General features: G+C 40.1%; 17 protein-coding genes. 4 read left to right on the forward strand and 13 right to left on the reverse strand.

The window, feature by feature from the left end; genetic code table 11:
- Positions 1 to 338: 338 nt before the first annotated feature.
- Complete coding sequence (locus R2Q78_RS21475) at positions 339 to 572, reverse strand: hypothetical protein (protein ID WP_316794662.1); 234 nt, start codon at positions 570 to 572, stop codon at positions 339 to 341.
- 517 nt (positions 573 to 1,089) lie between these two features.
- On the opposite strand from R2Q78_RS21475, the gene R2Q78_RS21480 reads away from it, so the two are divergent.
- Positions 1,090 to 1,287, forward strand: a complete 198-nt coding sequence (locus tag R2Q78_RS21480) for a hypothetical protein (RefSeq protein WP_316794663.1) — start codon at positions 1,090 to 1,092, stop codon at positions 1,285 to 1,287.
- Positions 1,288 to 1,570: 283 nt separating this feature from the next.
- Positions 1,571 to 2,308 carry a ThuA domain-containing protein gene (locus tag R2Q78_RS21485; protein WP_316794664.1) on the forward strand — a complete coding sequence of 246 codons (738 nt, stop codon included), beginning with the start codon at positions 1,571 to 1,573 and terminating at the stop codon, positions 2,306 to 2,308.
- A 4-nt stretch (positions 2,309 to 2,312) separates the two neighbouring features.
- On the opposite strand, the gene R2Q78_RS21490 is transcribed toward R2Q78_RS21485, so the two are convergent.
- The 10 genes from R2Q78_RS21490 to R2Q78_RS21535 form a co-directional block, all read right to left on the reverse strand.
- Entirely contained in the window at positions 2,313 to 2,885 is a 573-nt protein-coding gene (locus R2Q78_RS21490) for an HPP family protein (protein WP_316794665.1), read from the reverse strand.
- 159 nt (positions 2,886 to 3,044) lie between these two features.
- Complete coding sequence (locus tag R2Q78_RS21495; RefSeq protein WP_316794666.1) at positions 3,045 to 4,310, reverse strand: amidohydrolase family protein; 1,266 nt, start codon at positions 4,308 to 4,310, stop codon at positions 3,045 to 3,047.
- A gap of 26 nt (positions 4,311 to 4,336) precedes the next feature.
- Positions 4,337 to 5,476, reverse strand: a complete 1,140-nt coding sequence (locus R2Q78_RS21500; protein ID WP_316794668.1) for a TlpA disulfide reductase family protein — start codon at positions 5,474 to 5,476, stop codon at positions 4,337 to 4,339.
- An 11-nt stretch (positions 5,477 to 5,487) separates the two neighbouring features.
- Positions 5,488 to 6,597: an AhpC/TSA family protein gene (locus tag R2Q78_RS21505; RefSeq protein ID WP_316794670.1), complete on the reverse strand. Its 1,110-nt coding sequence runs from the start codon at positions 6,595 to 6,597 to the stop codon at positions 5,488 to 5,490.
- Complete coding sequence (locus R2Q78_RS21510) at positions 6,597 to 8,084, reverse strand: PKD-like family lipoprotein (protein WP_316794671.1); 1,488 nt, start codon at positions 8,082 to 8,084, stop codon at positions 6,597 to 6,599. Before R2Q78_RS21510 ends, R2Q78_RS21505 begins: the two co-directional genes overlap by 1 nt.
- Before the next feature lie 11 nt (positions 8,085 to 8,095).
- Entirely contained in the window at positions 8,096 to 8,860 is a 765-nt protein-coding gene (locus R2Q78_RS21515; protein WP_316794672.1) for a DUF4843 domain-containing protein, read from the reverse strand.
- Between the two features lie 16 nt (positions 8,861 to 8,876).
- Entirely contained in the window at positions 8,877 to 10,298 is a 1,422-nt protein-coding gene (locus tag R2Q78_RS21520; protein ID WP_316794673.1) for a RagB/SusD family nutrient uptake outer membrane protein, read from the reverse strand.
- Positions 10,299 to 10,318: 20 nt separating this feature from the next.
- Positions 10,319 to 13,840, reverse strand: a complete 3,522-nt coding sequence (locus R2Q78_RS21525; RefSeq protein WP_316794675.1) for a SusC/RagA family TonB-linked outer membrane protein — start codon at positions 13,838 to 13,840, stop codon at positions 10,319 to 10,321.
- Positions 13,841 to 14,013: 173 nt separating this feature from the next.
- Positions 14,014 to 15,219: a FecR family protein gene (locus R2Q78_RS21530; RefSeq protein ID WP_316794676.1), complete on the reverse strand. Its 1,206-nt coding sequence runs from the start codon at positions 15,217 to 15,219 to the stop codon at positions 14,014 to 14,016.
- An 83-nt stretch (positions 15,220 to 15,302) separates the two neighbouring features.
- The gene (locus R2Q78_RS21535) at positions 15,303 to 15,908 is read right to left on the reverse strand and encodes an RNA polymerase sigma-70 factor (RefSeq protein WP_316794678.1); all 606 of its coding nucleotides are present in this window, start codon (positions 15,906 to 15,908) and stop codon (positions 15,303 to 15,305) included.
- A gap of 189 nt (positions 15,909 to 16,097) precedes the next feature.
- On the opposite strand from R2Q78_RS21535, the gene R2Q78_RS21540 reads away from it, so the two are divergent.
- Complete coding sequence (locus R2Q78_RS21540) at positions 16,098 to 16,589, forward strand: hypothetical protein (protein WP_316794679.1); 492 nt, start codon at positions 16,098 to 16,100, stop codon at positions 16,587 to 16,589.
- Here R2Q78_RS21540 and R2Q78_RS21545 read toward each other — a convergent pair.
- Both R2Q78_RS21545 and panB read right to left on the reverse strand, forming a co-directional pair.
- Entirely contained in the window at positions 16,586 to 17,272 is a 687-nt protein-coding gene (locus R2Q78_RS21545) for an RluA family pseudouridine synthase (protein ID WP_316794680.1), read from the reverse strand. The two genes, R2Q78_RS21540 and R2Q78_RS21545, sit on opposite strands and share 4 nt — an antisense overlap.
- Positions 17,272 to 18,087: a 3-methyl-2-oxobutanoate hydroxymethyltransferase gene (gene panB, locus R2Q78_RS21550; protein WP_316794682.1), complete on the reverse strand. Its 816-nt coding sequence runs from the start codon at positions 18,085 to 18,087 to the stop codon at positions 17,272 to 17,274. Before panB ends, R2Q78_RS21545 begins: the two co-directional genes overlap by 1 nt.
- Positions 18,088 to 18,369: 282 nt before the next feature.
- Between panB and carA the strand changes: the two genes are divergently transcribed.
- Positions 18,370 to 19,482, forward strand: coding sequence for a glutamine-hydrolyzing carbamoyl-phosphate synthase small subunit (gene carA, locus R2Q78_RS21555; protein WP_316794683.1), 1,113 nt, complete (start codon positions 18,370 to 18,372; stop codon positions 19,480 to 19,482).
- The last annotated feature ends 44 nt before the right edge of the window (positions 19,483 to 19,526 follow it).

Below are 19,526 nucleotides of genomic sequence, written 5' to 3' on the forward strand. Positions count from 1 at the left end.
TCTCATCTCACTCGCTCTACACAAAACCTTTCTCAATCAAAAATTCTGACCATTAGCGCTTCACTACGCTCTTAAAATCAGAACTACCACCCAAGAGTTCAGATCCCAACAGAAATTCATCTAATGCACTTAAAATCAGTCAAGTGGATAGTTTGCAAATTATTTATTGCACACTTTGAAGCGAAATGAGTGGGCAGCAGGTTTCAAAATTACCTGGCTACTATTGCCGAAACCTCCACAGAGGACAGATACCTGCTTTATTATTAACGCTCTCAACAGCGAACATAAAAAAATTAAAATGTCCGCTTTTCAATTACTATGTTTTTTCTGAGCGTTTATCACCTGTAAAACAATAAGGCCATCATTGAAACTATAAATCCTATTGCTAGCGAATATTTCATTATTTTCTTTCCGTATTTTGATGGGGAAAACAACAAAATCAATAAGCTAATCAATCCAAATGGATAAGAAATATAAAGAGCTCCATTGTAGGTCCATAGCCAAGCTGTAACAGCAAACCAAAGCGCAAATACAACGCCAGCAATATTTAAAATTTTATAAAATATATTCATTAATAAAAGGTTTTTCAATTATGCAAAGATTAGCTTCAGGGTTCGTCCACCCAGAACTAAAATAATTAATGCAATTGATCCGAATACCACTTCGAGTCTATACTTCAGTTTAGCATCCATCTTATATGCTAACGGTAGCAACAAACCGATGAGTAAACTTAGAAGATAAATATATGCCATAATTTTACTAATAACTTTGTAAGTTGGTATTGCTGTAAATGGTTTATAAGAACTAAATAAACCATCACGTAATATATGCAAGAAGAATTGAAAGCCATTATAAGGTATCACCGTAAGGAATTGAATCAGGCAGAGACTAAAGAATAGATAATATAGCATTTTCATAGTTTTATAAATCAGGAAAATCTTTTGACAAAGTACTTAATGGTTTTCCGCCTTCCAAAACATCTTTTGCAATTTATTTTGCTTCGAGATCTCTCATATTCGTTCGAGAGGACGAAACCTACGTATATTTGTACAATTGCGAACCAATGTTGAACATCAATTAGAAAAAGCTATGCAATCAGTAAGTACATTTTTTAAAGAAGAAAACGACATCTTTTATCGCAAAGGAGCAGAAAAAACTCGTCATACCGTAATCGAAAACCTGCTTACCAAACTTGGTGTTTCCGACGAAAAAGCCGCGGAAATAGCTGAAGTATCCATTGAATATGTCAGAGAAATCCGTTTGAGCTTAAACAGCAAAAATAAATAACCCCTGCCCTGTCGCCGGGTGATTCAAGAAATAGAAAAATTATAATAAAAGCCCTTTGGTATTTCCAAAGGGATTTTTCCATCCGAATATGTAAGTCTTCCCTTACTATGCTTCCGCTTCGCCTAAAGCCTTCCTCCGTATCACCTTAAGGGTTGCTGCGTTTCCAATCGAACCAACCCTTAAGCAAGTGTGCAGCAAACCTTAAGCAGAAGCGAACGGAAGATGGACAGACAGATAAAGATTTAAACGAATTTTACTAACTTGCCTTATAAAACAACACACAATGTATAGATCTTTAGCACTTTTCACGCTGGCAGTAGTTTGTCTATTATGTTTCAGCAACCCTGTTTCTGCGAAAAAGAAACGGATATTGGTATTTTCTAAAACCGCTGGCTTCCATCACTCGTCCATCGATGAAGGGATTGCCGCAATTCAAAAATTAGGATTAGAGAATGATTTTGATGTAGATACCACTAAAAATTCTGAACTGATCACCCCAAAAAACCTTAAAAAATATGCCGCAGTTGTTTTTTTGAGTACTACTGGCGATATATTTAATGATGCCCAACAAAAAGCCTTTGAAGATTATATACGTGCAGGTGGTGGATATGCAGGGATTCATGCCGCAACTGATACAGAATACGACTGGGCATGGTATGGAAAATTAGCTGGTGCATACTTTACCAGCCATCCTGCACAACAGGTAGCAGAACTGCAGGTTTTGAACAACAAAACCATTGCAACAAAGCACCTTCCCGAGGTATGGAAAAGAAAAGATGAATGGTACAATTTTAAAGACATCCAGAAAGGGCTAAAAGTATTGATCAACCTGGATGAAAAAAGCTACAAAGGTGGTATCAATGGCACTGAACATCCTGTAGCCTGGTATCATGATTTTGACGGCGGTCGGTCATTTTACACCGCACTTGGGCACGTGGAAGAATCTTATACAGACCCTTTATTTTTAAAACACATACTTGGCGGCATTCAATATGCTATGGGTGTTAAAAAAATGGAATAAACTTTTATTTGATCCTTCTGCTTTTAAACAGTGGTTTTGCCGGGTATTTTCTGTGTCTTTGATTGTTGAAGATCACGGCAACCATAAATAAAATCAACACCCCGGAAAGCACTGGTGATAACACGTACAGATAACCCATAGCCTTGATCTTTGCACCTCCTGTAACTGCTATTAAAGCAGTAGCACCACCAGGCGGGTGCAAAGTTTTTGTGATTTGCATAGCGACAATCGACAAGGATACTGCCAAAGCGCAGGCAAGCCAAAGTTCGGATGGACAAAGCTTCAGGACTGTGACGCCGATAATGGCTGACAGCACATGTCCGCCTATTAAATTGCGGGGCTGTGCCAGCGGACTATTGGGAATTCCATAAATCAATACCGAAGATGCACCAAAAGAGCCAATTAAAAACAGGTTGTCATTGGCCACCAGGTATTGGCTGTTTAGCAAGCCTATGAGACCAATTCCTACGAAAGAACCTATAAATGTAAGGATGTGTTCCTTCGTGTCGATCAGGGTTTCACGGTACAATACATACCTGGCCCTGCGGTAGTGTTTTCTAATTCTCTTTCTAGGCATTCGATTTATTGTTGCCGCAAAAGTAGGGATTAAAAAATATTTCCAGCACTATACAATATTCCGATTTCCTGAGCGTATTATATTACGAGAGCGTTAATTTAGATAAGCGGGAGTGGTCGGTATGATCACTTCCGCTTTTTTTATCACAGAATACCAGATTTATTTTCTCTGAAATACCATTTTACCTTTTTGGAAAACAGTATGAGGTTTAAACAGCGCCTCAAGATTCTGCTCGGGATTTGAATCCAGAATTAGCAAATCAGCCCTCTTCCCTACTCTTATGGCTCCTCGGTCTTTTAGTCCTGTTACCTCCGCACCATTTAATGTAGCTGCTTGTATCACTTCCAGATTCGTCATGCCACATTTTGAGGTCAGCAATTTCATTTCATCAAGCAAGGGCACAGGCTCGTCTTTTGTAGGGTAGATCCAATCTGTTCCGGTAACGATTTTTATACCCAACTGATGAGCCCTGCTGGTGATCAATACTGCATTTACCATCTTGTTATTTTCAGCATGAAAAACAGTGGGGTCCAGAAAGGTATTGTGCTTTTTCATCTCCAGAAGCAACTGATCACGAACTGCGCTGTCAAGTCTCAATCCTTTGTAAACTTGCGCCCATGCCGCACCTATCGATATGGTATCTCCTTTGATTTGCTGAAACACCAGATCATTTGCATGCGACATGCTGTTGACCCCTGCTATAGCTACATCCATCGGCTTGGACGGAAAGATGGCTGCATGTGCCCAGGCCAGCAAACCTTGTCTGTGTGCTTCTTCCGTGATTTCCCTGATCAGCTCTTTACTCAGGTCAGCATAGATCTTTATTCCGGTGACACCTGCTTTTTTTGCATCTGTGATGGCCTGTTTTACATCAGACTTCTGACTGATGGCCCTATACCAGGCTGAATTGCCAAGGTCTTTCTCTCCCTTTCTTCCGTTGCCCATCATTTTAAAATATCCCGGACCTGCAAATTGTGCGGCATAATAAATATCCGGGCCTAAAACTTTGTCGTTCTCTATGGCACTTTTGTAATAGGCCAGATACGGTGCATTGCCAGCCATATCCCTTACGGTAGTGATGCCATGCTTCAAGAGATTGACTAAGATGCTGTCAGTCGACAAGCGTGCCTTTTCTACATTGCTTAAGTCTGCCGTAGCCAGGTGAACATGGCTATCCATTAAACCCGGACTGATAAATTTACCGGTACAGTCAATCACTTTGGCGCCTGGGCTTACCTTCTTTAACTGGCCAAAGGATACCGATTTTATGATCCCATTCTCTATCAGTAGGGAGCCGATGCGCGGCTTTACTGCTGCATCACCATCAATAATAGTTGCATTCTTTAAAAGAACGGTGTTAATTTTCTGAGCATATAGCGCTCCATGCCACAATATCAGTGACACCAATATTTTTAGTCTGATCATTGGTGATTTATTAAAATTTAACTATCCTACTTTATAAATTTCTCAAGCGCCTGTTCCAACTCAGGGCCTCTTAAATTGGTGGCAATTATTTTCCCCTGTGGATCAATCAGAAAATTAGCTGGAATTGCTTTTACGTCATATAAGCGTTGTGCACCGACTTGCTTATCATTTAAGACCTGTGTCCAAGGCAGTCCATCTTCTTTAACTGCCTTTCTCCAGGCAGCCTCATCAGCATCCAATGATACTCCTAGTACTGTAAAACCTTTGGCCTTATAATTATCATAAGCTTTTACCACAGTAGGGTTTTCTTTACGGCAAGGGCCGCACCAGCTTGCCCAGAAATCAAGCAAAAGATATTTACCTTTAAAAGCATTTAAGTTTACTGGTGCTCCGTCCAGGTTTTTCAGTTCAAAACCCGGCGCCTGCTGCCCGATAGCTACCGCCTTGATTCTATCTAATTTTCGCTTAATCTGCTGAAGATAGTAGCAGTGCTGAATTGAGGGATCAAATTGTTTTAAAAATGCTTCGATTTTTGGGATGGAATCACCGGGCTCAGCATACAGACTTGCCATCACAGCTACAGGCATGCTGTTACGGTGTTTTGGAATTAAATTTAGTATCTGTTCACGTTGTTCCCTGTAAAGTTCGTCAATCCTCTTACCCGCTTTTTTTAATTTCTCCAGGTTTTCCGGGCTTTTTTCAACATTGTTATAGAGATGAAAAGCCTCATTATAGGGTTTGGCAGCAATGTCCAATTCCTTATTGGCAGAGAGGTTATCGTATAATTTATGATATACATCACCACAAGGAGAACCTTTTACCGTAATGATTTTCATGTCTTTACCCTTCACTGCCGCCTGGATTTCAATTTTTTGTGAACAGGCAAAGAAGCTGATGGTTGGATTATTCATTGAAGGGCCCAATTTACCAAGGGAGGGTGCGTACAGGTAATAATGTCTCATGTCACCTATTTCCATATCAGCTGCAATTTTAAAACTGCCAGCTATGGCATTCACTTTTGCAATTGTACTCTGATCAACATTTAATAGGATAAGTTCCTGATCACCAAGACCTTTAATGTCGCCCTGTATGGTAACTTTTTTTATTTGTGCCTGCGCTGCCAGCGTTAGAATAACAAGGCATAAGCCAGTTAGTAATTTCTTCATTTGTACGATTGTTAATTTAGATTTGCCTCCAATAATTCTTCAAGCTCCCGCTCAGAAATGTTCTGTGCGATAACTTTACCTGTTTTATCCAGCAGAAAAACAGTAGGCAGACTAGTAACACTGTATTTTTTTGCTACAGGGCAGTCTTTAATGCCAGTCAGTCCTGAAACCTGGTGCCAGGGAAGTCCATCCTTTTTTACAGCGGCATCCCACAGATCTTTTTTATCATCCATAGAAATAGACACCATATCAAAACCTTTGCCCTTATATTTTGCATAAATGGGTTTGATTTTTTGATTTGCTGCCCGGCATGGGGTACACCACGAGGCCCAAAAATCGACTACCACATATTTCCCTTTTAAGGACGACAGGCTAAAGGATTTGCCTGTTGCATCGGATAAAGTAAAGTCAGGCGCTTGTTGTCCCACCAGGAACTCAGCTTGTTTTTTTTGATAGAGTTCTGTTAACCTTGCATATACATCTGAATAGGCAAGCTCGGGAGAAAACAGGGCTTTCATTTCTTTGAGCTCCTTAAAATTCATCACGTCAAATTGTGGCCGCATGATGTGCAGCACAGCGAGGGAAGCAGGGTATTTTCGAATGTACTTCTCATCTATAGCCGATCGTTTTGCATTAAGTTCATTCAATGCCTCACCTTCCTTGATACGTTCCTCTTTGGATAATTTTTCGTACTGCTTGCCAAGCTCCCGCATCTGAGCAGAAAGCCCTGCTGTTTCAGCTTCATATGCTTGCTGAATGCGCATTTCTTTGCCTCCGCTGATGCTGTCTTTATCTTTCCAGTCAGGATACATCAGGATCTTATAGTTTTCGTTTTCAAGGAAAAAAGACAATGATTTGCGTATCTTTTTTATTTGTATGGATGCTGAAAGCGGATGTTTTACTTTCCCTTTAAAAGTAAACTTACCGTTGGTAACTACAGCGCTATCGAGCAGGTTCCGGCCCTTATCAAAACTATACAGATAGGCCATAGATGGCTGGTTTAACCCAGCCATCTGTCCTTTTATTTCAAATCCATCCTGCGCAAAACACGAAAAGCTGGAAAACCCGAGCATACAAATGAGAACCCTCATTTGTATGCGTTGTAAAATAGTAGTTCCCATTATTTCTTCATCTTGTAAGCAATGTCTACGATCGGATCAAACCCGTCATCTCTGCTATTAAATTTCCCTGTCTTTAAAACACCGGTAGCAGATAAATCGAAGGTATAAAACACACCGCCCTGAGCATTGTTCGTTGCAATACCTAAACGGTTTTCAACCGCAGGATTTATAGTTGTATTGAGCCACACCGAACCTCTTAACATATTAAGCGCCACCACAGTTTCGTCCGACGGGAAAGTATACAGGAATGTAGAACGCTTTTCTCCCATTTTGTATACATATAAAGCATTGTTTACAATGTAATACAGTAAAGGTAATTTACCTGATAGTGCAAAGGCAACAGGTGAACCATTAGCAGGAATATCTAATTTATCTACCGCTGTTGCAGGATAAACATTTAATCCGTTATTTAATGTCAGCGTATATAAACGATGTTCTCCTGCAGCATTTTTTCCAACGACATAAGTTAGGTCTCCTGCTCCTAGGTCTGTAAATCTGATCTCGTCCTGAAAGTTACTGACATCAAAAGGAGCATTTGCCGGTTTGGCCTGGAATGGCAATAGCTCATTCCCCGAATAGTTGTGGTATAAAAATCGCTTAGCCTGCTCATCAAATAAAACAGCAGGCACAGGAAAGCCACTTGTAACCGGCAAAACAAATTTAGCGGCTTTATAGTTGCCCAACATTGGCTGGTTAAATCCTGTGGGAAAATCTATAACCTGACTTCCACGGCTGATTTTATAAACCAGACCATTGCTATCCCACATATAGAAGAACTGACCATAGGTATCCCATGCATAATTTGTAAGATTCAGATTGGCGCCGGAAGCAAAGGCATATCTGGCATCATTGTGAATTTCAAAGGTATTATGATCGAGAAAATAAAGATTAGGTTCTGCAGTTTTTATAACGATGGGTTGGTACTTGACATCATTATCATTGTTACAAATTAACTTTTCAGGTTTCGCTGTAATCGGATATTCCGCAGAGGGCTGTAGGAAATCTTTCAAAATCTCATTGGCAGAGGTTACAATAGAAAGATTTGTCTTATTGTCTTTCCAGGTAAGGAGCAGCCAGCCTTCTGATGTCAGGCGCTTCACATTTAACGTAATCTTTTTATAGCCTTTTACCCCTGTCTTGGTATTTGTTACTTCTGCAACAAGAAAGTAATCACCCGTAGCCATATTGATGTTAAGCGCCAGTTTTGCTTCACTACCTACCTCTTTTCTGGCAACAGTAGAACCGGAAGTAGCCGGGTAATAATACCATTTATAAGTCAGGTTCTGGTTGTCAGCTGATGGTGATGTAGCATCAAAACTTAGTACTTCTCCAACATTTGCCAGATAAACATCCTTCAAGGAGCTGTTGATTTCCAGGTTTTTAACATCATCAGGTTTATAATTACCAAGATCTTTTTTAAGGCAAGAACTTAGCACAAGCATCGTCAATAGCGCGATACTGTAAGTAACTTTAAATATATTCTTCATCTTAATCTGAGTTAAAAGGAAATTTCAATACCATTTTCATCTTTCAATTTTTCAGGATGCTCTGTATTATACTTGGTTAAAGCAGTGCGGAGGGTATTCCTGAAAGTATTCATTCTGCCTACAGGGTAGGTTGCAGCAGGAAAATTCACCAATCCTGTTATGTCAATAACAAACCGGTGTTTAACCTCGCTATACACACCGAAATAGGTTTTTATATAGCTTTCCCAGTTATCTGGTTTCACTAAAATATCTTTAGCCGTAACCCTTAGAGCTACCATGTTCATCACCGCAGAATTATTGGTAAAACCTATGGTATCCCGGTCTGGCCCCAGTTCAAAATTCTCATTGGCCTTAACATTGTAAGCGAATGTTACAGGTTGTTTGGCCATATTCGGATTTCTGTAAACTACTACTCTTACGATGGTATTGAACTTCCCTGCGGGCATTAGAAAGCTTTTGTCCAGCAGATCGAAATCAGTACCTTCCTTTGCCGTACCTATTGAAGCATTACGTTCAAAAACAAAGGCCCTGTCTGAATTAGCCGCAGAACCACTAATCTGAATTCTGAGTCTCAGGGTATCTTTTTGCTTAGTACTTTTTTGCGGGGCATAGTCTATGATGAGATTTCCGGCAGTTGATAATGGAAATTTACTATAAAGGGAGTCCCTTCTCAAACTCAGATAAACTCTGGATTTTTCTGTGTATTGCTGCAGGCTTTCCTTTTTACAGGCAGCAAACATCAGGCAGCCTATAAATATGATTAATAATCTTTTCATTTTTAGTTTGGTTTAGTTATTGAAAAATCAGCTCATCTTCCGGCACCGGCAATACATATACCTTATTGTCTGCAATAACAGTACTTCCCGGAATAGTAGTAAACCTGTTGCGTTTATAATAGTAAAAGAGCTGTCCTTCACTAAAAAATTCCTTTTGATATTCTTTCGTTATCGCCTGTTGCAAAGCGGCCTTACTGCTTATCCCAACTAGAGGATCCAGTCCTCTGTGACTTAATACTTCGTTCATCAGATCCACAGATTCATTGATATCAGGGCTGCATTCTGCAGCGATATAATACATCTCGCTCACCCTCTCCACCGGCACTAAATTTTTAATCCAGCTACAATTAGAAGGAATAGATTCAAATTGTAAATACTTGGTATGCAGTAATTTACCATCCTTGCTTTCCCAAAGGTATTGCCTTCTGTAGTCTGTACTTGAGTTTTCAAAAACTGAATTGATTACTGCATCATCGTTATTGAGGGCTTGATTTTCGTAAGTTGTAGGAACGACAGAAAAGTATTCGTCTGTATAGACCTTCATATTCGTGATCTGAAGGGCAAATAGCTGTTCATTCCTGAAAAGACGGTCGCGACACGCACCTGTATTTGACACATCTTCACTAGTTACAAAAGTAAACTTGCCCGAAGCAATCACTTTTTTTGCATAGGCATAAGCCTCCGCAGGCTGGTTGTTGTACTGATAAACCCTGGCCAAAGTAGCCTGTACTGCCAAGTAATTCATTCTGTATTTTCTGTTTGCCGGACTAAAATCATTATAATCATTTGCGGCCCCACTTACGATAGGATCATTTTTCAGTAATTCCTCCGCTTGCAACAAATCATTTATAATGAGTTTTACCACTTCGTTTGCAGGCAATAATGGCTGCGACTCCTTGTTCAGCATGGTACGGTATGGAATAGACTTAGCTGTAGGGTCTGTAGCCATTACCGGCCCGAACATACGTAGCAAATCAAAATGAAGGAATGCCCTTAGTCCCAGTGCCTCGCCTTTAACAAGGTTATAGTTATTATCCTTAAAGATTCCTTTCTTTTCTTCAATACGTCCCAATATGTTATTTACGTTGGCGATACTGGCATAAGAAGAAAGCCAGATGGTACGGATTGTATTTCTAACACCAATACCTGTAGTCCCTTCATAATTGTAGTTTGCTGCATCCCAGTAAGGGCTGGTCTTGGTTGTTGACCTATACCGTTGGGCCAGCACATCGAGAAAGGACATTGTGAGCTTATCGCCGTATAGATCCCTTCTGGCCATTAATGTATAAATACCAGATAAGGCGTCCATAAAACCTGTTTCTTTTTCAAAAAGCAAGTCTTCCTTAATTCTTGATTTTGGCTGGACATCCAGGAATTTCTTACACGAAAAACTACTGGCAGCTATGATGAATAATGCGATTATATATTTTTTTGTCATGACTTTAAATCTTTATACGGTTAGAAACCTGTTTGGATAGAAAATGAAAAACTTCTTGCAAATGGATAATCCAATCCACGCTCCATTGCGATCGAACTCAGTCGGAAAAGATTGTTCATATAAAAACCAAGGTTAAGTTGTCTCAATCTTAATGATTTCAATTTGGACTGATCAAAACGGTACAACAATGACAGTGAAGTCATTTCCAGTGTGTTGTCATCCTGTACAAACCTTGATGAAGCATTTGTGTTGGACCCGTTTATAGCAATTGACTTGAAGTAGGAAATGTCTCCAGCGGTCTTCCAACGATCAGTTAATACTCTTCTATCCGCATTATCAACCAGGTTAACATTTTCTATTCTGTTCAGCAAAGTTTGGTTAAATTGTTGTCCGCCAAATCTATAAGAGAAGTAAGAGGTCAATTGAAAACCTCCGTAGTTCATGCTCGCCCCAAAACTACCCCTGTATTTTGGTGTCGCTACTCCAGCAGAAACCATGTCTTTTGCATCCCATCTAAAAGTTGAGGTACCGTCCTTTTTGAGAAAAAGCTCATTACCTGTTGCCGGATCGATCCCTAATGATGGGACTACCCATATTGCATCAATAGAACGTCCTTCTTCGTACCTTTGAAACGGCGCACCAGTACCCAGTGTCGAGTTTACTAATTTTTCATTCTGAGCCTTTAGCTCATCACTGATTTTTTTGATAGTACTGGTATTCGTTCCTATATTTCCCATGATCATCAACCCAAAATCTTTCAGATCAGCTGACCTGATGGCCTGATAACTTCCCCTGATTTCCCAGCCCTTGCTGCCCAATGAACCAAGGTTGCCTTTGTAAGTTTGAAAACCGGTAGACAAAGGCAAATTAAAATCGGCGATGAACTTGTCCGTATAGTCGTAATAATAATCCCCATTGATATTTAAGCGGTCATTTAGCATGGTGATATCCGCACCGACATTGTATTTCATGGTACCTTGCCAGGTCAGGTTTTCATTACCTATACTTAGCAAACTTGCACCTATCGTTGCTCCGTAAGCTTCATTTAGGAAATAGTTGTAGGTACGGAAGGCCATATATGGGTCAAACTGCTGTGCACCCGTTAAACCTAAGGATCCTCTTAATTTAAGCTGAGAAACTACTCCATTCTCTCTTAGCGATTCTAAGAATTTTTCATTATGTATGTTCCAGCCTGCACCTACCGACCAGAAAGGGGCAAACAATTTTTCTGAACCCAGGCTGGATGAACCATCCAGACGGTAAGAAAAATCCGCAAAATAACGGTTGTCGTAAGTATAATTGATGTTGCCTAAAAAGCCCAGCGTTCTGATAGTAGCTTCTGAACCCCCCGGACGGTCACCCACATACTTTCTGCCGTAAAATATATAATCGGTTAAAGCACTCGGCAATCCATTTACCTGCACTACGACATTTTCATTATTGGATTCATTTGCCCTAACGCTGAAAGTAGAATAGATTTGGCTTTTACCCAGGTTTTTGTTGTAATTCAGATCTAAATTTGCATCATAAACAAATCGCTTGCCATAACCGGCAGTATACCCCCCTCTTTGGAAAACATCTGTATTGAGTTGTTTAAAAGAAGTATGATCGGCAGGCAGGAAAATCTCGCTATCATCATTCTGAGAGGTAATGGATAGGCGTCCTCTAAGTGTCAGGTCTTTGCTAAAATTATAGGTAAGGGCGGTATTGTTAACCAGATTCCTGGTTTTGCTGAAATCCTTGCCATTTAGGGTCGTGTTGTAAACAGGATTGTAAACATTTCCGTAAACACTACCTTGTATAGCCGCAATAGGGCGTTGAAGGTAAAGGTTAATGTTTCCGTTCTCGTCATAAGGACTAAAATAAGGATTCATCCTTACATATTGAGAAAAAGAGCCCCATGGAGAGTTGCTTGCATTGGTATACTGTATGCTCAGCTTATTGCTCAATAAGAATTTATTGGTTCTGTAGTTAAGGTAGATACTTCCATTATAAGAGGTCCGGTCCGAGCCCTTCATTACACCGTTGTTCTTATTGTAAGTAAAGTCGATGCCATAAGTCATATTCCCTGTTCCGCCATCCATGGTCAAACCGTGTCTTTGTCCCAGTGTATTTCTCAAAGGCTCAGAAAGCCAATAGGTATCGCGTCCCCTAAGCATTTCTTTGTAGCGTTCATTATAAACCATTTTCAGGTTTTGGTCTATGTCGGTTATAGTAGAAGAATAAACCCCGGCTAGCACCTCGGCTTCCAATTTCTCTCTGGAGTTCAATAATTTATAATCATGCAAATCAGGAAGATTAGCCGTAAGATCAAGCTTATAGTTGAACCTCAACTCTCCCGTCTGCGATTTTAAACGCTCTACTACAATCACACCATTGGCACCTCTTGATCCATAAATGGCAGTTGCAGAAGCATCTTTTAAAATCGTTACGCTTTGGATCATGTTGATATCCAGGTCGCTGATCTGGCTGATTGGCACTTCAAAACCATCCAAAACGAATAGTGGAAGGTTAGGATTTACGGCATAGGTGTTTTTAATATCGTCCACACGTTTTCCGTAAGCATTATAATAGTCTTTATCATTCCTGAGGTTACTCTGACTCAATGCTGATACCTCTACGTTGGTTGGTAAACTTGATGCCCCTCTTAATCTGAGCTGAGAAATTTTATTAGGATCAGAACCATTCAGGATATCCTGAGGAATTTGTATGGCCGGATCGAGAACCGCCAACACACCTAATATGTTCTGGTTTCCTACTTTCCTGATGTCATCGGCTTTAATGGTATTGGCCGAACCTGTATAGGTTTTGGATGAGCGTTCGAAAATACCGGTTACAACCACATCTTTAAGTGCGGTGGTTGAAGACTTCATCTTAATGACAACTGCATTGTTAACTGCCTTCACCGTATATTCAACAGGATCATATCCTATAAAAGAAAAAACAAGGACATCTCCTTCATTGGCTGTGATGGCAAATGAACCATCCTTATCACTTCTGCTTGTTGTTTTGGTGCCTTTTATTAAAATACTGGTGTTGACCATCGGCAGATTATCCTCGTCCACTATCTTTCCCCTTACCTCTACAGCTTTTAGGTAGTTATATAGTTTATCAATCAGACCACTTTCTTTAGCCTTGATGGAAATGGCTTTGTCTTCAATAGAATATGCCAGTCCCTGCGCATCCAGAATTTTATTCAAGACATCTTTTAACGGAATGTTTTTAAAATCAACATCCACAGGCTTTGCCTTATCAATCTGCGCTGTTTCATAGAGAACAGTGTACCCGGTTTGTTTTCTGATCTCAACAAAGATGCTTTTCAAGGTCGCATTATCTTTTCTGAGGGTAATGTATTGCGCATTACTCTTGGCACTCAATTGCAATAAAAAGGCCGTCATTAATATAACGATCAGGTTAATTCGCATAAGCCATTTTCTTTTATCCTGTTGATTTATCCAGTGTATTACCGGACTCATCATACGGGGTAATTGTTTAGGTTTAACTAAAGGCACATCATGCCTGAATAGTTGATTAAAATTCATAAATTTGGTTGTTTTGGTTAGTTTCGATTGCCTTGAAACCTCGAAAATTTGCAGGCACTCGTATCGTAAAACATTGGTTTATTATTATGATGAATCAGCAAAATCAAAACATTTAGCCGGGGGTGGTTCCAACATCTCCGGTTTTTTTGCTTTGCTGAAATAAGGAAGTAAAGTTATTTCATAGCAATGATCCTCCCCCCTTCAATTTTAAAATGTACACTTCCGGTCAGTTCCAGTTGCCTCAATACTTTGGATACATGATCGAAGCGCGAGACACTTCCTCCAAAACGTTTGTTTTTATCTATGCCCTGGTAAACGACCTCTACATCATACCACCTGGAAACTTTTTTCATAATACTTTCTAAGGGCTCATCGTCAAATACGAACAGCCCATTCTTCCATGACATCACGCCATCGACATCGGCTTCCTGTACAGCAATTTTTCCATTTGCGTCAATTACAGACTGCTGACCAGGCTTGAGTATCCTGTTTTTACCATCTGAGGTCACCTGTACCTGCCCTTCCAGCAATGTTGTACTAGTTTGATCTTCGTCAATATAACTGCTGATATTGAAGTGCGTTCCAAGAACTTTCACTTCCTGCTGATGGCTTTTAACCACAAAAGGATGATTCTTATCCTTGGCAACTTCAAAGTAGGCTTCGCCGCTCAATTCTACATTTCTATTGATTAAATTAGAAAAAGTAGAGGGGAATTTTAACATTGAAGCGGCGTTTAGCCATACCCTGCTGCCATCCGGCAATATGATCTTATAAGTCCCTCCCTTTGGAGTAGAAACGGTGTTATAAACGGGGCCGTTTTGAGATACGTTTTTACCGGTCACCTCGTAAACCAACTGCCCATGTCCTGTTTTACGTATGATAATTCCTGCATCGTTGACCAACTCGCCATCGGCAGCTTCATTCAAGGTGATTACTTTTCCGTCGGCTAATGTTAATGTTGCCTTGTTTCCTCCCGGTGCGATGTCTTCTTCCGGCAGTTCCACAGTAAAATTCTTAAACTTTACTCCCGGATAATTATAGAAGAGTGTAGTCAGACCACCAACCATTAAAGCAATGCATGCTGCTGTCAGGTAAATAAATGCCTTTGTCTTATAGAAAGGAATTACACGACCTCTGTTGCCAGACTCTTTATTTAATTGGGCCGATATATTAGTGTACAACTCTGATATGTGCTGTTTTAGAGACTCATCAGGCAAACTTAGCTCATTGCTTTCTGACAAAGCTTTGCGAATTAGCCTCCGCAGATTTTGTTCATCTGTGGTATCAAAATAGCCCAATAAAAGCTCTATTTCCTCGACGGTACAGGTGTTATCCAGATACCGCTTAAACAGTTCATCGTATTTTATATTTTTTCCCAAGATATTTTCTTTTTCAGCCTAATACGTTTATCAGCTAAAAACACACTACTCAGTTTTAAAAAAAAATAAAAAAAGTTTAGCTTTTATAAACCTTTGAATAAAAAGGCCAAAAATAAAGCCGGAGCCAGGTTTCCTGACTTACGGATATAATCTCTTATGGCACTGGTAGCCTTGACAAGGTGATTACTGACGGTGGATGATGACACCCCCATTAATCTGGCCGCTTCTTCATAGCTTTTGCCTTCTACTTTGCAGAGCACAAAAGCTTTTCTTCGCTGAGGTGGCAGTGATGCAATGGCCTGATCTATAATTTCCTTATTTTCCTTGTTCAGTAAGTCCTCCTCTGTATGACTGTAAAGTTCAGTTGTTACCTGTCTGAATCTTTCCTGTAATTTTCTGTCCCTGGCAACTTTTCTGAAATGGTCATAGACCAGGTTTTCGGCGATTGTATATAGGTAAGATTTGAGAGATTGCGAGGGATTGATTTGCTGACGTTTTTCCCAGATTTTGAGAAAAAGATCCTGAATAATTTCATCTGCCATATCCTGATCCTTCAGTAGCCTGAGTAACCTGCCGTAGATCATCTCACTATAATGCGCATAAAATTTTCCAAATGCTGACTCGTCTCCCTCTTTTAGTTTAACGAGAATATCTTGTTCATTCCAGCTTTCAGATTGTTGTATTTGCATTTAATGCTCCGTTATTTCGACAATTATCCCCTAATTTAAAAAATCGCCCATTCAATATTATACATAATTTGTGAATTAAGCAGAATAATTGAGTAAAGCGATAGCATTTGGACTGCTTTTTTGACCATAGGATGAAAACCAAAACAATAAGTTCTTCAATTTGTTACTTTTAATTAAAATGGAAATACTATGAAGCCATCAACCTTATTAATCGCATTTATTGCTTTCTTCATCACATCCTGTAATAATGAGAACAAGAGTCCGGCGGTAAGTGACACTACGGAAATGATAGCTGAAGACACCACTTTCACCGCTACAAATCCCGTAATCAAAAAAACAACTGAGTGCTACCAGTTTGTTCAGAACAAAGATACTGTGTCAATGAAACTAAACATTGAAGGAGAAGAACTCACGGGAGACCTCAATTACAAATGGTTTGAAAAGGACAGGAACTCCGGCACATTTGCGGGGGAGATGAAAGGTGATACCATCATCGCGGAATATCTCTTTGACTCAGAGGGTATAAGGTCGGTAAGAGACATTGTTTTTATCAGAAAAGACGGAAAGCTCTATGAAGGCTTTGGTCATACTAGCGAGAAAGGCGGCAAAATGGTATTTACAGACAGGTCGCAACTTAAATTTGGCGATGCTGTTGTATTATCTAAGGTACCTTGTAACTAGAAATTTTCGAACTTCTCCCAGAAGCCATCAACCGGTAATGTCGCAAAAATATTTACCGGTTCTTTCTTTACAGGATGAATGAATTGCAGCCTGCGCGCATGCAGACAAATACTGCCTTTTCGACTTCCTCTTGGATAACCATATTTGTTGTCCCCTACAATAGGACATCCCATGGTTGATAATTGTACCCTGATCTGATGTGATCGGCCTGTCAGGGGGTCAACTTCAATGAGGTAATAGCCATTGAGTTCGCCGATTAATTTGTAGCTCAATTCACACCGCTGACTACCCGGCACTTCCGTATTGTAAGGCGTAACTACATTTTTCTGCGGATTTTTTATCAGCCAGTGTATGAGTGTCCCTGATGGTTTAGCCGGCTTGTTTCGAACAACCGCCCAATACGTTTTTTTTACCTCTCTGTTTTTAAATACTGCATTCATACGTTCCAGTGCCTTACTGGTTTTAGCGAAGAGAATGACCCCGCTTACCGGCCGGTCGAGACGGTGAACAACGCCCAGGAATGCACTGTTTGGTTTATTATATTTAATCGCAAGGTATTTTTTTACCTGCTCATCGAGAGGTTCGTCTCCTGTTTCATCAATCTGTACAATATCACCCGCACGTTTTTTTACCGCAATGAGGTGATTGTCTTCATACAATACGTCTTTATCAGTTACCGGCATTAATACTGTTCCTTTTCGTTAGGGAAATCCTTTGCTTTGACGTCTTTAATATAGGATTGAGCAGCATCTAATATACCATCATATAGATTTACATACTGACGAAGGAAACGTGGTTTAAACCCTTTGGTTAAACCAATCATGTCATTTACGACAAGTACTTGTCCATCACAGTCCTGTCCGGCGCCTATACCTATTACAGGGATATGCAGGCTTTCAGAAACTTCTTTGGCCAGTTTTGCAGGTATCTTTTCAAGCACAATCGCAAAGCAGCCCGCTTCCTGTAGCGCAAGTGCATCTATTTTTAGTTTTTCGGCCTCCACCTCGTCTTTGGCCCTTACGGTATAAGTACCAAACTTATAAATGGATTGAGGCGTAAGTCCTAAATGTCCCATCACTGGTATTCCTGCTGTTATGATACGTGACACTGACTCTACAACTTCAGTACCCCCTTCAAGTTTTACACCATGGGCACCTGACTCTTTCATGATGCGAATGGCTGAGTTTAGTGCTTCTTTAGAGTTGCCCTGATAACTTCCAAAAGGAAGATCTACTACTACAAATGCGCGTTTAGCACCCCTTACCACGCTTTGGGCATGGTAAATCATCTGATCCAGGGTGATCGGAAGTGTAGTTTCGTGTCCCGCCATTACATTTGAAGCTGAATCGCCAACCAATAATACGTCAAGACCTGCATCATCAAGAATGGTTGCCATGGAATAATCGTACGCAGTTAGCATTGCGATTTTTTCTCCGCGGTGTTTCATTTCCTGAAGTATGTGTGTAGTGATCCTTTTGACTTCTTTGTTTACAGACATGGTTTCTAGTTTTGTATGGCAAAATTAGTTTTTACATCTGAAACTTGATGAGTTTTATTGTTTTTGTGACATTAATGGAATTTTCATCAGGAGGGCTTCCTCATAAAAGAAAAGCAAATGAAAAAACCTCTTGATATAAAAGCATCAAAAACGTACCTTTGTACTCCGAAATGAAGGAGTTACTTAACAGCACATTTGTTAATTGCAAAAACAGCGTTAAAGCTGTAACAAAATCCTCATTTTTTCCTTTTTTTACAACAATAATTTCTCATAATCACTTACATGACTAATTACATCAAGTTACCTGCAATCTTGTTACTGGCTGATGGTACCGTTTATTATGGTAAAGCAGCTGGAAAAATTGGCACTACAACCGGCGAGATCTGTTTCAATACAGGAATGACGGGATATCAGGAGATCTTTACTGATCCGTCTTATTTCGGACAGATCATGGTAACTACCAATGCGCACATTGGAAATTATGGTATCCACAGGGAGGAGATCGAATCTGACAGCATTAAAATCGCAGGTTTGGTTTGTAAAAATTACAATATCGGCTTTAGCCGTAAAGAGGCGTCTGAATCTATCCAGGATTATTTCCAGAATGAGAACATTGTAGGTATCTCTGATATTGATACACGTGCACTGGTACGTCACATCAGACATAAAGGTGCAATGAATGCCATCATTTCTTCAGAAATCACTGATCTGGATGAATTGAAAAAGAAATTGGCCGAAGTTCCTTCAATGGATGGACTGGAGCTGTCTTCACAGGTTTCTACTAAAACTCCATATTTCTATGGTTCTCCTGATGCAACCTATAAAATTGCAGCGCTTGACTTAGGAATCAAGAAAAACATCCTGCGCAACTTTGCAGACAGGGATATATATGTACAGGTTTTCCCTGCCAAAACTTCTTTCGAAGAAATGGACAAATGGGGTGCTGATGGTTATTTTATTTCAAATGGCCCTGGTGACCCTTCGGCAATGCCTTATGCGATTGAAACCGTTAAAAATGTACTGGCTGCTGACAAACCACTATTTGGTATCTGTTTAGGACATCAGTTACTGGCAGAAGCAAATGGTATCGGAACAATGAAAATGTTCAACGGCCACAGGGGTCTAAACCATCCTGTAAAGAACATCATCAAAAATCACTGCGAAGTAACTTCCCAAAATCACGGTTTTGGTGTAATTCCTGAAGAAGTGAGAAATTCTGACAAAGTAGAGATCACACACATCAATTTAAATGACCAGTCAATTGAAGGTGTCCGCGTAAAAGGCAAAAAAGCATTCTCGGTACAATATCACCCGGAATCTTCACCTGGCCCGCATGATTCGCGCTACCTGTTTGATGACTTCATCAATATGATCAAAGGCGAGCTGGCCTGGTAATCCGGCTTTATAGCTCAAAACTATCATCTTACCGACATTTTAGA

The organism is Pedobacter frigoris (genome assembly GCF_032678645.1).
GTDB classification, from domain to species: Bacteria; Bacteroidota; Bacteroidia; order Sphingobacteriales; family Sphingobacteriaceae; genus Pedobacter; species Pedobacter frigoris_A.